Origin of the sequence: Rhizobium sp. SEMIA4064, from assembly GCF_003025035.1 — a bacterium.
Taxonomy (GTDB): Bacteria; Pseudomonadota; Alphaproteobacteria; order Rhizobiales; family Rhizobiaceae; genus Rhizobium; species Rhizobium paranaense.
This window is the reverse complement of the sequence record NZ_PYJN01000022.1, coordinates 165012-177482: the sequence shown is the minus strand read 5'-3', so window position 1 is coordinate 177482 and position 12471 is coordinate 165012. Positions and strand designations below refer to the sequence as shown.

Annotated in this window: 13 protein-coding genes; 4 read left to right on the top strand and 9 right to left on the bottom strand. The window is 60.1% G+C overall.

Translation table 11 applies throughout. The annotated features are described in order from the left end of the window. Positions 1-33 precede the first annotated feature (33 nt). Both C9E91_RS18080 and rplS read right to left on the bottom strand, forming a co-directional pair. Entirely contained in the window at positions 34-831 is a 798-nt protein-coding gene (locus C9E91_RS18080) for a basic amino acid ABC transporter substrate-binding protein (RefSeq protein WP_107109652.1), read from the bottom strand. A gap of 200 nt (positions 832-1031) precedes the next feature. Further along, complete coding sequence (rplS, locus tag C9E91_RS18075; RefSeq protein WP_107109651.1) at positions 1032-1574, bottom strand: 50S ribosomal protein L19; 543 nt, start codon at positions 1572-1574, stop codon at positions 1032-1034. A 348-nt stretch (positions 1575-1922) separates the two neighbouring features. Here rplS and C9E91_RS18070 point away from each other — a divergent pair, with 348 nt between their 5' ends. Beyond that, positions 1923-3377 (top strand): NCS1 family nucleobase:cation symporter-1, encoded by a 1455-nt coding sequence (locus tag C9E91_RS18070; protein ID WP_107109650.1) that lies wholly within the window; start codon positions 1923-1925, stop codon positions 3375-3377. A 95-nt stretch (positions 3378-3472) separates the two neighbouring features. On the opposite strand, the gene C9E91_RS18065 is transcribed toward C9E91_RS18070, so the two are convergent. The 6 genes from C9E91_RS18065 to ffh all read right to left on the bottom strand — a co-directional run bounded on the left by C9E91_RS18065 (position 3473) and on the right by ffh (position 8082). Continuing rightward, positions 3473-4120 (bottom strand): VOC family protein, encoded by a 648-nt coding sequence (locus tag C9E91_RS18065; protein ID WP_107109649.1) that lies wholly within the window; start codon positions 4118-4120, stop codon positions 3473-3475. A gap of 191 nt (positions 4121-4311) precedes the next feature. Continuing rightward, positions 4312-5004, bottom strand: a complete 693-nt coding sequence (gene trmD / locus C9E91_RS18060; protein ID WP_107109648.1) for a tRNA (guanosine(37)-N1)-methyltransferase TrmD — start codon at positions 5002-5004, stop codon at positions 4312-4314. 7 nt (positions 5005-5011) lie between these two features. Further along, the gene (gene rimM, locus C9E91_RS18055; protein WP_107109647.1) at positions 5012-5584 is read right to left on the bottom strand and encodes a ribosome maturation factor RimM; all 573 of its coding nucleotides are present in this window, start codon (positions 5582-5584) and stop codon (positions 5012-5014) included. A 122-nt stretch (positions 5585-5706) separates the two neighbouring features. After that, on the bottom strand, positions 5707-6066 hold the full coding sequence (rpsP, locus tag C9E91_RS18050) for a 30S ribosomal protein S16 (protein WP_107109646.1): 360 nt from the start codon (positions 6064-6066) through the stop codon (positions 5707-5709). A gap of 115 nt (positions 6067-6181) precedes the next feature. Further along, on the bottom strand, positions 6182-6484 hold the full coding sequence (locus C9E91_RS18045) for a chorismate mutase (RefSeq protein ID WP_034481598.1): 303 nt from the start codon (positions 6482-6484) through the stop codon (positions 6182-6184). Positions 6485-6501: 17 nt separating this feature from the next. After that, complete coding sequence (gene ffh, locus C9E91_RS18040; protein WP_107109935.1) at positions 6502-8082, bottom strand: signal recognition particle protein; 1581 nt, start codon at positions 8080-8082, stop codon at positions 6502-6504. A gap of 326 nt (positions 8083-8408) precedes the next feature. Here ffh and C9E91_RS18035 point away from each other — a divergent pair, with 326 nt between their 5' ends. Then, positions 8409-9428: an MBL fold metallo-hydrolase gene (locus C9E91_RS18035; protein ID WP_107109645.1), complete on the top strand. Its 1020-nt coding sequence runs from the start codon at positions 8409-8411 to the stop codon at positions 9426-9428. 168 nt (positions 9429-9596) lie between these two features. Here C9E91_RS18035 and C9E91_RS18030 read toward each other — a convergent pair whose 3' ends face one another. Continuing rightward, entirely contained in the window at positions 9597-10013 is a 417-nt protein-coding gene (locus C9E91_RS18030; protein WP_107109644.1) for a hypothetical protein, read from the bottom strand. Positions 10014-10277: 264 nt separating this feature from the next. Between C9E91_RS18030 and dapF the strand changes: the two genes are divergently transcribed. Continuing rightward, entirely contained in the window at positions 10278-11183 is a 906-nt protein-coding gene (gene dapF, locus C9E91_RS18025; protein WP_107109643.1) for a diaminopimelate epimerase, read from the top strand. After that, complete coding sequence (gene mtaB / locus C9E91_RS18020) at positions 11180-12454, top strand: tRNA (N(6)-L-threonylcarbamoyladenosine(37)-C(2))-methylthiotransferase MtaB (protein WP_107109642.1); 1275 nt, start codon at positions 11180-11182, stop codon at positions 12452-12454. Before dapF ends, mtaB begins: the two co-directional genes overlap by 4 nt. The last annotated feature ends 17 nt before the right edge of the window (positions 12455-12471 follow it).

The following is a 12471-nucleotide window of genomic DNA, read 5'->3' as shown; positions in this document are numbered from 1 at the left end:
AGAGCGGGCTTCCAGCTTTAGTCAGCATGCGGCTTACTGGCCCATCTTGTAATCGAGGAACCACTTCTTGTTCAGGGCGTCGAAGGTGCCGTCCGCCTTCAGGCTGGCGATGGCGGCGTTGACCGGAGCAACGAGATCGGAGCCCTTCGGGAAGATGAAGCCGAAATCCTCGGTGCCGAGCGGATCGCCGGTCAGCTTCAGTGCGCCGTTCGAAGCGTCGACATAACCCTTGCCGGCGGTGCCGTCGGTCAGAACCACGTCGACATCGCCTGTCTTCAGAGCCTGCACGGTCGCGCCGAAGGTCTCGAACAGCTTGATGCGCGGGTTCTGCTCATTGCCGTCGAGCACTTCATAGACGGCGGTGTAGAAGGGCGTCGTGCCCGGCTGCGCGCCGACCAGGCCTTCCTTGAAGGAGGCGAAGCTCTTGGCGTCGGTAAAACGCTTTTCATCGCTACGCACCAGCATGAACTGCTGCGAGCGCATATATGGATCGGAGAAGTCGACCTTCTGCTTGCGATCTTCCTTGATCGTGATGCCGGTCATGCCGATGTTGTATTGGTTTTCGGAGACGGCCTGGATCATCGCGTCCCAGCTCGTGTTCTGGTACTCGACCTTGAAGTTCAGCCGCTTGGCGATCTCGTTCATCGCGTCATATTCCCAACCGATCGCCTTGCCGGACTTGGGGTCTACGAATTGCAGGGGCGGATAGGCATTCTCGGTGACGACGACCACAGTCTTGCCGTTCAGATTCGGCAGGTCGGCGGCGAAGGAGGCAAAGGGTGCAAGCACGAGGGCGGTGAGGCCCACAAGGAACGAACGACGGAATGCCATGGAAATCTCCCCGGATAGCGTGATGGAAAATTGTCATATTTAGAAAGCGGATGGCAAGGCTATTGCCATGATGGCGATGATAAAAACAGAAAAGCCGCTCCAAAGCTTGTGGTCTGTGGAGAATTTTCCTTCGTCTTTTTCCTCGCAACAAAAAAGGCGACCCGAAGGCCGCCTTGATCTCTGCAATCCCAGGGGAAAGCTTATTCTGCTGCCGGTTCCGCGGCGGCGGCTGCAGCGGCTTCTGCTGCTGCCTTTGCTTCGGCGGCTTCCGCTGCTGCCTTTTCGGCTGCGAGAGCCTGAGCTGCGGCAACCTTTTCAGCCTCGACGCGAGCCTTTTCCTCGGCAATGGCCTGGCGCTCGGAATCGTTGAGCTTGCGGGCGCGCGTGCCGGTGTTTTCAACGATACGGGCAGCCTTGCCGCGCAGATCGCGCAGGTAGTAGAGCTTGGCGCGACGGACCTTACCGCGGCGAACGACTTCGACGCTTTCGATCATCGGGGAGTAAACCGGGAATACGCGCTCGACGCCTTCGCCGTAGGAGATCTTGCGGACCGTGAAGTTTTCCTGCAGACCGCCGCCGGAGCGAGCGATGCAGACGCCTTCATAGGCCTGAACGCGGGTACGGTTGCCTTCCGTGACCTTCACGTTGACGCGGACGGTGTCGCCGGCCGAGAACTCGGGAAGGGTACGCTTGGCTTCGATCTTGGCGGCCTGTTCGGCTTCCAACTGCTGAATGATGTTCATGTTATCAACCTCTTTGTTGGTTCAACAGCCAGAGCGCCCTGAACAATCTATCTTTGGTCGGACCCTGAAGTCTCGCCTTGGATATATGCCCGCAAAGGCAGGAGCGAATACGTCTGCTTTTCTTTGGTGGTTGATGGGAAATTTCCCATGCCGGGCGCGCACATATCCTATTGTCGCGGCTTTGTCACCCCTTGCGAGGCAATTTCATGCGCGAAACGTCCGCTTTTGCGAGGACTCGCTCCTTTTACTGGCTAAAAAATAAGCCGATATCGGAAGCGTTTAAATAATTGTCAAAACTCAAGTCGTGCTGCACACTTAATCGTCAGGGGAACTAAAAAAGAGGCAGCTATGACAGTGAATAATCCATCGCCCTCGCTTTATAACGTGGATCTGGCGCCAGCCGAAGAACGAAAGTGGGGGGCTTTCAGCATTTTCAACGTCTGGACCTCAGACGTCCACAGCCTGTGGGGCTATTATCTGGCCGCGAGCCTTTTTCTGCTCTGCGGCAGTTTCATCAATTTCGTCATCGCCATCGGCATCGGCTCGCTGGTGATTTTCTTTTTCATGAGCCTCGTGGGCAATGCCGGCGTAAAGACCGGCGTGCCCTTCCCGGTGCTGGCGCGTGCTTCGTTCGGCACGTTCGGCGCCAATCTGCCGGCGCTGGTGCGCGCCGTCGTTGCCTGCTTCTGGTATGGCGCGCAGACGGCCGCCGCCTCGGGCGCGATCGTCGCGCTGCTGATCCGCAACGACAGTCTTCTTGCCTTCCATCAGAATAGCCATTTGCTCGGCCATTCCACCCTGGAAGTCATTTGCTACGTCGTCGTATGGGGCCTGCAGTTGCTGATCATTCAGCATGGCATGGAGACGGTGCGCAAGTTCCAGGATTTGGCCGGTCCTGCGGTCTGGGTGATGATGCTTTTCCTCGCGGTCTATCTGATTGTGAAGTCCGGCACCTTCTCCTTCGGTTCCGAAATTCCGCGGGACGTGCTGCTCGAAAAGACCAAGGATGCCGGCGTGCCGGGTGAACCCGGCAGCTTTGCCGCGCTTGCCGCAGTCGCCGCCACCTGGATCACCTATTTCGCAGCGCTCTATCTGAACTTCTGCGATTTCTCGCGCTACGCCACGGACACGAAAACCCTGCGCAAGGGCAATCTCTGGGGTCTGCCGATCAATCTTCTGGCGTTCTGCCTCGTTGCGGGCGTGACGACGACGGCGGCATATGCCGTCTATGGCGAAGTGCTGCTGCATCCGGAAGCGATCTCGGCAAAATTCGACAGTTGGTTCCTGGCCTTGCTGGCGGCGCTCACCTTCGCGGTGGCGACGCTCGGTATCAACGTCGTGGCGAATTTCGTCTCGCCGGCCTTCGACTTCGCCAATGTCTTCCCGAAGCATATCAGCTTCAAGCGCGGTGGCTTGATCGCGGCGTTGATTGCGCTGGTGCTTTATCCCTTTGCGCCATGGGAGACGGGTGCCGCGCATTTCGTCAACTTCATCGGTTCCACCATGGGTCCGATCTTCGGTATCATGATGGTCGACTACTATCTGATCCGAAAAGGTCAGCTAAACGTCGAGGGGCTTTATCATGAGAACGGCGAGTTCGAATTCCAGAGCGGTTGGCACCTCAACGCTTTGATCGCCTTCGTCATTGGCGGCCTGTTCTCGTCGATCCTGCCGACCTTCACCAGCATCCTGCCGGATTGGTGGGGAACCTACGGCTGGTTCTTCGGCGTCGCCATCGGCGGCGGGGTCTATTACGTGCTCAGGATGCGCGCCGCGCCGGCCGCTGCCGCTTTGCAGAAGTAACATCTGAGCCCGGCTTCTTCGGTCGGGCCTTTCTGCCAAGAAGCTTTGATCCGCCACTTCTGAAGTGGCGGATCAAGCAAATCCAGCCGTGCAGTTTATAACGGCAGCGGTTTGCCCGCCTGCTCGCTGACCATGTACTCGGCATACCACGTCGGCCATTCCTCATCGCGCTGGCCGGTCCGCTTCTCGTGCTCGCCATGGGCCATCTCAGCACGGCGGAGCGCGCTTGCGAGATCGGTCGGCGAGGTGAATGTCGTCGCGCTCGCGTCCACGCGTCCGGGCAATCTTCCTGTGATCTCCTGCAATAGCCAGCCGTTGCCATCCGGATCGTTGAACGATGCGAAGGAGCGGTAGCTGCGTTGATCGGGATCTCGACCGCTGACCCGGACACGCCCGAACAGGTAGGGTTCGTCCGCGCCAGCGTAAACGCCGCTGGCGTCGTGGAACACCTCGCTGATCTCGGCGCCGCGGCTGCGCAGCTCCTTGCGGGCGGCTTCGATGTCGGAGACAATCAGGTATAGGCCCTTTGCGGAGCCGGGTGCTGCTCCAGTGACGTTCTTGCCGAAGATAACAGAGCAGCCGGAACCCGGCGGCGTAAACTGGATGACGCGGTAGCCGCCATCGTCAGAGGCGAAATCGGCGTCGAGCCTCCAACCCAGCCCATCGTAAAAGCGCTTGGCGCGATCGACATCCGAAACTGGGATGACGACAATCTCGAATTTCATATCAAGGGAATTGCTCATGCTCAGCTCCTTAGGTTTGGGTGCCTTGAGAGGAATGACACATGTTCAAATTCAAGCAGGCGGATAATAGGGATGGCACGCAGCCAGATCAATTACCCTGAGGTATTAGCGGGAGAATGCGCTACCCGGGATTGTGTAAAATTTCGATTGATCAATGAGGTTTTGGCAAGCGCCCCATCGCCTTCGATCCGCTATTCCCTGGGCGTTTGATCAAGCAAATCCGGCCGGCGTTCTTTCGTCAGCTTCTCCGCCTCTTGCCTCTGCCATTTGGCGATGGCGCCGTGATTGCCTGATGTGAGTACCGCGGGGATTTCGCGGCCTTCCCAGATCTGCGGCCGCGTATACTGCGGATGTTCGAGCAGGCCGCCTTCAAAACTTTCGTGCAGGCCGGAAAGATCGTTGCCCATGACGCCGGGCAGAATGCGGACGATGGCGTCGAGCAGGATCAGCGCCGCCGGCTCGCCGCCGGAAAGGATGTAATCGCCGATCGAGACTTCTTCGAGATTGCGCCCGTCGATCACCCGCTGGTCGACGCCTTCGAAACGGCCGCAGACGATGATGACGCCGTCGCCGGCAGCAAGTTCCCGAACGCGCTTCTGCGTCAGCGGTTTTCCACGGGGGCTCATCAGCAGGCGCGGGCGATCGTCGTTTTCGCTCGCATGGTCGATGGCGCGGGCGAGAACGTCGGGCTTCAGCACCATGCCGGCGCCACCGCCAGCCGGCGTGTCATCGACGGTTCGGTGTTTGTCGGTGGCGAAATCGCGAATCTGCACTGTGTCCAGCGACCATTGCCCGCGCTCCATCGCCTTGCCGGCGAGGGACGCGCCGAGATGGCCAGGAAACATCTCGGGGTACAGGGTCAGGATGGTTGCCCGGAAACTCATGGCCGGGTCACTTCTTTGCTTTACCGGGCCGCTTCGGTGGCTTGCCGGTGAAATCATCGGGGTTGTCGATCAGGCCGGCAGCCATCGGATCGATGAGAATCTTGCCGCCTTCCAAGTCGATTTCCAGCACGGCAGCCTCAGAGAATGGGATGAGCACCGGGCGTTTACCCGGCCCCTTCAGCTCCAGGAGATCGCCGGCGCCGAAATCATAGATGCCACTGACCGTGCCGTAGCCGGTGCCCTTGTCGTCGACCGCTTCCAGGCCTTCGAGATCGGCATAGAAGAATTCGTCGTCCTCCAGCTCGTCGTCGGGCAGGTTGTCGCGCTCGATATAGAGTTCCAGCCCGTTCAGCGCCTCGGCAGCATTGCGGTCGTTAACGCCGCGAAAGCGGACGATCACCACGTTCTTGGCTTCGCGGATTTCCAACACCTCGAAGCTGCGGCCGTCGAGGCTGTGCAGATGGCCGTAATCGCCCAGTGCTGCGGGATCGGAGGTAAATGCGCGGGCGCGCACTTCGCCTCTCAGGCCCTGTGCGGCGCCGATAGTGGCCATCAATACCGGATTTTCAAGTTTCGTCATGGTCCTGTGCCGACTGCCAGAGGATCGATTGCGTTCTCTCATAGGATGAACGCTCGCCGATGGGAACAAAAAACGGGCGGCATGTCGCCATGCCACCCGTTTCAAATGGTCGTTGCGGCTGATTATTCAGCAGCAGCGGCGGCGTCGGCAGCCTTCTGTGCCTTTTCAGCAGCGCGTTCCTGAGCGCGCTTGCCCGGCTTTGCCTTTTCCGGGTTGTTCTTGGCTTCGCGCGTTGCGATGCCGGCTTCGTTGAGGAAGCGCAGAACGCGGTCGGTCGGCTGGGCGCCGTGGTCGAGCCAATGCTTGATGCGCTCGGCCTTGAGTTCAACGCGCTTGGCGTCGTCCTTGGCAAGCATCGGGTTCCAGGAGCCGAGGGTCTCCAGGAAACGGCCGTCGCGGGGCGAACGGGCGTCGGCTACGACGACGTGGTAATACGGGCGCTTCTTGGAGCCACCGCGGGCGAGACGAATTTTCAGTGCCATGTTCTTTACTCCTTAGGCTTTTCTTGACCGCTTCGTTTTGGCGGTATGGTTACTTCGCGCTGCTGTTTTGCGTGTCGCATGATCTCTTCCGAAAACCGCTTCACACTTTTCGGGATCATGCTTTGAGATCAGCAGCGATCTGTTCATGATGCCGGATGACTTCCTTGATGACGAAGTTCAGGAACTTCTCGGCGAAATCCGGGTCCAGATTTGCGTCCTTTGCCAGGTGGCGCAGGCGTTCGATCTGGTATTCCTCGCGCGCCGGGTCGGCCGGCGGCAGATTGTATTTGGCCTTCAGCACACCGACTTCCTTTGTGCAGCGGAAGCGTTCGGCCAGCATATGCACCAGTGCGGCATCGATATTGTCGATCGACTGGCGGTAGTTGCCCAGTTGGGCTTTGACGTCTGGATCAATCATGGGGTCTGCGATCCTTCTCACTTCTTCTTCGGCAAACCGGGCAGTCCCGGCAAACCACCGCCGAGGCCGGGGAGCTTGGCGCCGCCGAGACCCGGCAAACCGCCACCGCCGCCAAGACCGGACAATCCGCCCGGCATACCGCCGGGACGTCCGAGACCAGCGGCTTCCGCCTGCTTCTGCAGGGCTTCCAACTGCTTGGGATCGATGTTCGACAGGTCAGGCATGCCGCCCATGCCGCCGCCGAGGCCCATCTTGCCGGCAAGGCCGCCCATAAGCTGCTTCATCATGCCGCCTTTGCCCTTGCCGCCCATCATCTTCATCATGTCCGCCATCTGGCGGTGCATCTTCAGAAGCTTGTTGATGTCGGCGGCATCGGTGCCGGAGCCGCTAGCGATGCGCTTCTTGCGGGAATGCTTCAAGAGGTCCGGATTGGCGCGCTCGGCCTTGGTCATCGAGGAGATGATGGCAAGCTGGCGGCCGAAGAGCTTGTCGTTGAGGCCTGCAGCGGCCATCTTGTCCTTCATGCCGGCCATGCCGGGCATCATGCCCATAATGCCGCCCATGCCGCCCATCTTCTGCATCTGCCTGAGCTGGTCGGCCAGGTCGTTCAGATCGAACTTGCCCTTGGCCATCTTGGCGGCCATGGCGGCCGCCTTCTCGGCGTCGATATTCTCCGCCGCCTTCTCGACCAGCGAGACGATGTCGCCCATGCCGAGGATACGGTCGGCGATACGGCGGGGATGGAATTCTTCCAGCTCGCCCATCTTTTCGCCGACACCGATCAGCTTGATCGGTTTGCCGGTGACAGCGCGCATCGAAAGGGCGGCACCGCCGCGGCCGTCGCCGTCCATACGGGTCAGCACGAGGCCGGTGATGCCGACGCGCTCGTCGAAATTGCGGGCGAGATTGACAGCGTCCTGACCGGTCAAGCTATCGGCGACCAGGAGGATTTCGTGCGGATTGGACTTCTTCTTGATATCCGCCATCTCGACCATGAGCGGCTCGTCGATATGCGTACGGCCGGCGGTGTCGAGGATGACGATGTCATGACCGCCGAGCTTGGCGGCCTGCACGGCGCGCGCTGCGATATCGGTCGGCGACTGGCCGGCGATGATCGGCAGGGTGTCGACGCGCGTCTGAACACCGAGCTGGCGCAACTGCTCCTGCGCGGCCGGACGGCGCGTGTCGAGCGAGGCCATCAGGACCTTCTTGCGGTCGCGGCTCGTCATGCGGCTGGCGATCTTGGCGGTCGTAGTGGTCTTACCGGAGCCCTGCAGACCGACCATCATGACGACGACCGGGGCCGGCGCGTTGAGGTCGATGCCGACGCCTTCGCCGCCAAGCATTTCGATCAGTTCGTCATGGACGATCTTGACGACCATCTGGCCGGGCTTGATCGACTTCAGGATCTCGGCGCCTACGGCCTTTTCACGGACGCGATCGGTAAAGGAGCGTACGACATCCAGCGCCACGTCGGCTTCCAACAGCGCGCGGCGAACCTCGCGAAGTGCTGCGGAAACATCGGCTTCCGAAAGCGCGCCGCGGCCAGTCAGTCCATTCAGAATGGAACCAAGACGGTCCTGGAGGTTTTCAAACATCAGTTCTTCCTTATCGATCGCTTGGGATTTGGACTTGCGCAACTTGCGCGGTTCCTCGCCCGAAAACGTCGTGCTTTTCCATGACGAAAACAAGACGCAAAGCCAAAAAGCACCCGAGGGCGCATCGCGCTGTCGGGTGTTGACCTCCGGGATCTCTTTATACCTTAACGGGTCCCGGTCGGTGGCTCGGAGGCTTGTGCTCGTCGCAGATTGGTGGGGATAAACAGGAAACGGGTGGGAAAGTCAAGCCGAGAGGGCGGAAAGGCTTTCAAAACCCTGATGTTTAACCCACATCTCAGCCAAGAGAAAAATCCATCGGCGTATTCATGACAGATAGATCCGGTTCCAGGAAGACATCGAACCCCTATTATCAAGGTCCAATCTCCGATCACTTCGACGGGCTACGCTTCTTTAATCCGGGCGGCGTGGAACCGGGTGGTCTTAGTGACCTGTTGAAATGGAAACTTGGCGGCGGGCGGGCGCGTTGGCCTCGTCCGGTCGTCAGCCTGTTTCCGCCGGCCAGGCCCGACAGGCGTGTTTTCGGCGACGTCTTGCGGGTCACCATGATCGGCCATGCCTCGATGCTGATCCAGGCGGCCGGTCTCAATATATTGACCGATCCTGTGTGGTCGGAACGCGTGAGCCCTTTCACCTTCATCGGCCCCAAACGGGCGGTTCCGCCCGGTATCCGCTTCGAAGACCTGCCGCCGATCGATCTCGTGCTGGTCTCGCACAATCACTATGATCATCTCGATCTCGCGACGCTGAAGCGGCTGCACGAGACGCACGCGCCAAAAATCCTCACGCCGCTCGGCAACGATGCCGTTATCCGCCGTGGGGCGCCCGGTGCCCAGATCACGACAATGGATTGGGGCGATCGCATCGCCATTGCCGACAAGGTGACGGTCGATGCCGAGCCTTGCCATCACTGGTCGGCGCGTGGCGCCGGCGACCGTCGCATGGCGCTCTGGGCCGCTTTCGTCATCACGACGCCTGCCGGCAAGATCTACCATATTGGCGATACCGGCTTTCATGGCGGCTTGAATTATGAGGCCGCGCGGCAAAAACACGGCAGCTTCCGCCTCGCCATCCTGCCTTTCGGCGCCTACGAACCGCGCTGGTTCATGAAGGGCCAGCATCAGAATCCGGAAGAAGCGGTCAAGGGCATGAAGCTCTGCAACGCCGCCCACGTCGCCGGCCACCATTTCGCGACCTTCCAGCTCACCGACGAGGCGATCGATGCGCCGGTTCACGCGCTGGACGCGGCCCTGAAGGCCGAGGGCGTGGAAGCGGATCGGTTCCGACCGCTGAGAGCGGGGGAAGTGTTCGATGTGCCGATGGTTTAAGACCAAACACTTTGACAGTGATGTGGGGAGGAGTTGGATTGGAACGATCGCCTGCCCAACCGTTTAGATCATCACTGTAGTGCCAGCAGATAGGAGCTTTGTATTCTTTATCAGTGACGCGAGTTCGCCAAAACGAGATATCTCGATGCTCCTTGCCTTCGAAGCTGCTTAGCGTCGGAGTGAGCTGATAGCGATCCACTTTGCTTCTTCCGGCCGCCTTATGTGCCAGTACTTCCAACCGTCAAGGTTAGTTCGCTTATCGTCTTTTGTTAGAGCGACACCGCCGGCCGCCGCAGAAGGGCTGGTGTACCGATCCCCTTCGACCATCCATGCCCCGTTTTGAATGATGCCCGTATGAACGCGGCCATTGTATTCCATCCGTAGTTCGGTGCCGTGTGGTAGTGTGACGCCTTTGCTTGCCCAAGGACGGCTTCCACTAGGTGTGACTTGGGTGGCATGCGCTTGGCCTTCGATTTGGAGCAGGCGCCGAAGCACGGTGTTAGGCGTTTCAGCAAAACTTTGTCGCGCTAGCTCGATCCGTTTATGCACGTCGAAGTCAATTTCAATAGTCCGCAGTTCTGTCATGCAGGCCTCCTTTGATAGTCCGCAATTGAAAGTTAAAATAGTAATTTAAGTAAGTAAAGGAGAAAAGGAGGTCTCGTGCAGCTTGCGTTGCGGCCCGTGGTGGTGGAAGGCGAAACATTGCCAGCCAGACAAGGCCGTCTCTTGCACTTTGCGCCAATGTGTGGGCCCTCTCCTCGCAGATGGGCAGAGGGAGTCATCATGCCACTGGTAATTCCCCCGCATTTCCGCCATATACAGCTCGAAAACACTGACGGACATACCAGCATGAGCAATACGGTCGAATTCGCGCGGATGAACGGGCTTGGCAACAAGATCCTGGTTGTCGACATGCGTGGCCGGAAAGATGTGGTGACAGCGGCGGCGGCGATTGCGCTGAATGCCGATCCGGCCACTGAGTTCGATCAGATCATGGCGATCCACGACCCGAAGGCGCAAGGCACCGACGCCTGGATCGATATTCTGAATTCCGATGGCACCAAGGCGCAGGCCTGCGGCAATGGTACGCGCTGCGTCGTGCAGGCGCTGGCCGCCGAGACCGGCAAGAAGATATTCACCTTCCAAACGGTCGCCGGCATTCTGAATGCCGTCGAGCACGAGGACGGCACGATTTCGGTCGATATGGGTAAGCCGGTCTTCGCCTGGGACAAGATCCCGCTCGCCGAGGAATTCGCCGATACGCGCCGTATCGAGCTGCAGATCGGGCCGATCGACAATCCTGTCCTGCATTCGCCTTCGGCCATGTCGATGGGCAATCCGCATGCGATCTTCTGGGTCGACAAGGACCCGATGTCTTACGATCTCGCCCGCTTTGGACCGCTGCTCGAAAACCATCCGATGTTTCCCGAGCGCGCCAATATCACCTTGGCGCAGGTGCTTTCGCCGACCACGCTGCGCACGCGCACCTGGGAGCGCGGCGCGGGGCTGACGCTTGCTTGCGGCTCGGCCGCCTGTTCGGCCGCCGTCAGTTCGGCGCGCACCGGCCGCACCGGCCGCAAGGTGACGATCGACGTCGCCTCTGCTCCTGCGCCGAGCCAGCTCACCATCGAATGGCGGGAAAGTGACGATCACGTCGTCATGACCGGTCCGGCGGAATGGGAATGGTCTGGTGTCGTCGATCCCGTAACGGGGAGCTGGGCACGCGATCAGGAGCAGGGGGCTCAGGCGCGGTGAGCGGGGTCGAGGTCATCACCTTCGGCTGCCGTCTCAACACCTATGAATCCGAAGTGATGAGGTCGCAGGCGGAAGCCGCGGGGCTCAATAATGCCATCCTGGTCAATACCTGCGCCGTCACCGGCGAGGCCGTGCGACAGGCGCGCCAGGCGATCCGCCGCGCGCGGCGCGACAATCCGCATGCTCGCATCATCGTCACCGGCTGCGCCGCGCAGACAGAAAAACATGCTTTCGCCGAAATGGCTGAAGTGGATGCCGTGCTCGGCAACGAGGAGAAGCTGACGAGTGCTTCCTATCGTTCCCTGCCGGATTTCGGCGTTTCAGCCGAAGAGAAGCTGCGCGTCAACGACATCATGAGCGTGCGCGCGACCGCGCCGCAGATGATCAGGCATATCGACGGGCACGTACGCGCCTTCATTCAGGTACAGAACGGTTGCGACCATCGCTGCACCTTCTGCATCATCCCCTATGGCCGCGGCAATTCGCGATCCGTGCCGATGGGTGCGGTGGTGAGCCAAGCGCGCAATCTCGTCGAAAGCGGTTACCGCGAGATCGTTCTGACCGGCGTCGATGCCACCAGTTACGGCGCCGACCTGCCGGGAACGCCGACGCTCGGCCTCTTGGCAAAGACGCTGCTGAAGCAGGTTCCCGAGATCCGCCGCCTGCGGCTATCCTCGATCGACAGCATCGAGGCCGACCAACATCTGATGGATCTGATCGCCGACGAGCCGCGCTTCATGCCGCATCTGCATCTGTCGCTGCAGCATGGCGACGACATGATCCTGAAGCGGATGAAGCGGCGGCATTCACGCGCCGATGCTATCCGTTTTATCGAGGATGCTCGCCGTCTTCGGTCGGAGATGAGCTTTGGCGCCGATATGATCGCCGGTTTTCCGACCGAAACGGACGCGATGTTCGAAAACGCCGTCAGTCTGGCGGAAGAGGTTGGCATTGCGCATCTGCATGTCTTTCCCTACAGCCCGCGTCCCGGTACGCCGGCCGCTCGGATGCCGCAGCTCGACCGCGCGTTGATCAAGCAACGCGCTGCACGGCTGCGCTTGGCTGGACAAAAGCTGCATCAGTCCCATCTCGACTCCATGGTCGGCACGCGGCAATGGCTGCTTGTGGAGAATAACGGGCTGGCGCATACGGAAAACTTCACGCTTGTCGCAGCCCCAAGCCTCAGGCCGCGCGACCTTGTGCAGGTGGCGATCACCGGCCACAATGGCAAGCATCTCGACATGCAACTTGCGGCCGCCGACGCGGCCTGATCCTACTCGCTCACGGA

Excerpts from the sequence above, each read along its gene's own strand:
- C9E91_RS18030 (WP_107109644.1), bottom strand. The coding sequence starts at position 10,013 with ATGACAGAACTGCGGACTATTGAAATTGACTTCGACGTGCATAAACGG.
- rplS (WP_107109651.1), bottom strand. The coding sequence starts at position 1,574 with ATGAACATCATTCAGCAGTTGGAAGCCGAACAGGCCGCCAAGATCGAA.
- ffh (WP_107109935.1), bottom strand. The coding sequence starts at position 8,082 with ATGTTTGAAAACCTCCAGGACCGTCTTGGTTCCATTCTGAATGGACTG.
- rimM (WP_107109647.1), bottom strand. The coding sequence starts at position 5,584 with ATGACGAAACTTGAAAATCCGGTATTGATGGCCACTATCGGCGCCGCA.
- C9E91_RS18065 (WP_107109649.1), bottom strand. The coding sequence starts at position 4,120 with ATGAGCAATTCCCTTGATATGAAATTCGAGATTGTCGTCATCCCAGTT.
- C9E91_RS18035 (WP_107109645.1), top strand. The coding sequence starts at position 8,409 with ATGACAGATAGATCCGGTTCCAGGAAGACATCGAACCCCTATTATCAA.
- dapF (WP_107109643.1), top strand. The coding sequence starts at position 10,278 with ATGAGCAATACGGTCGAATTCGCGCGGATGAACGGGCTTGGCAACAAG.
- trmD (WP_107109648.1), bottom strand. The coding sequence starts at position 5,004 with ATGAGTTTCCGGGCAACCATCCTGACCCTGTACCCCGAGATGTTTCCT.
- C9E91_RS18080 (WP_107109652.1), bottom strand. The coding sequence starts at position 831 with ATGGCATTCCGTCGTTCGTTCCTTGTGGGCCTCACCGCCCTCGTGCTT.
- C9E91_RS18045 (WP_034481598.1), bottom strand. The coding sequence starts at position 6,484 with ATGATTGATCCAGACGTCAAAGCCCAACTGGGCAACTACCGCCAGTCG.
- rpsP (WP_107109646.1), bottom strand. The coding sequence starts at position 6,066 with ATGGCACTGAAAATTCGTCTCGCCCGCGGTGGCTCCAAGAAGCGCCCG.
- C9E91_RS18070 (WP_107109650.1), top strand. The coding sequence starts at position 1,923 with ATGACAGTGAATAATCCATCGCCCTCGCTTTATAACGTGGATCTGGCG.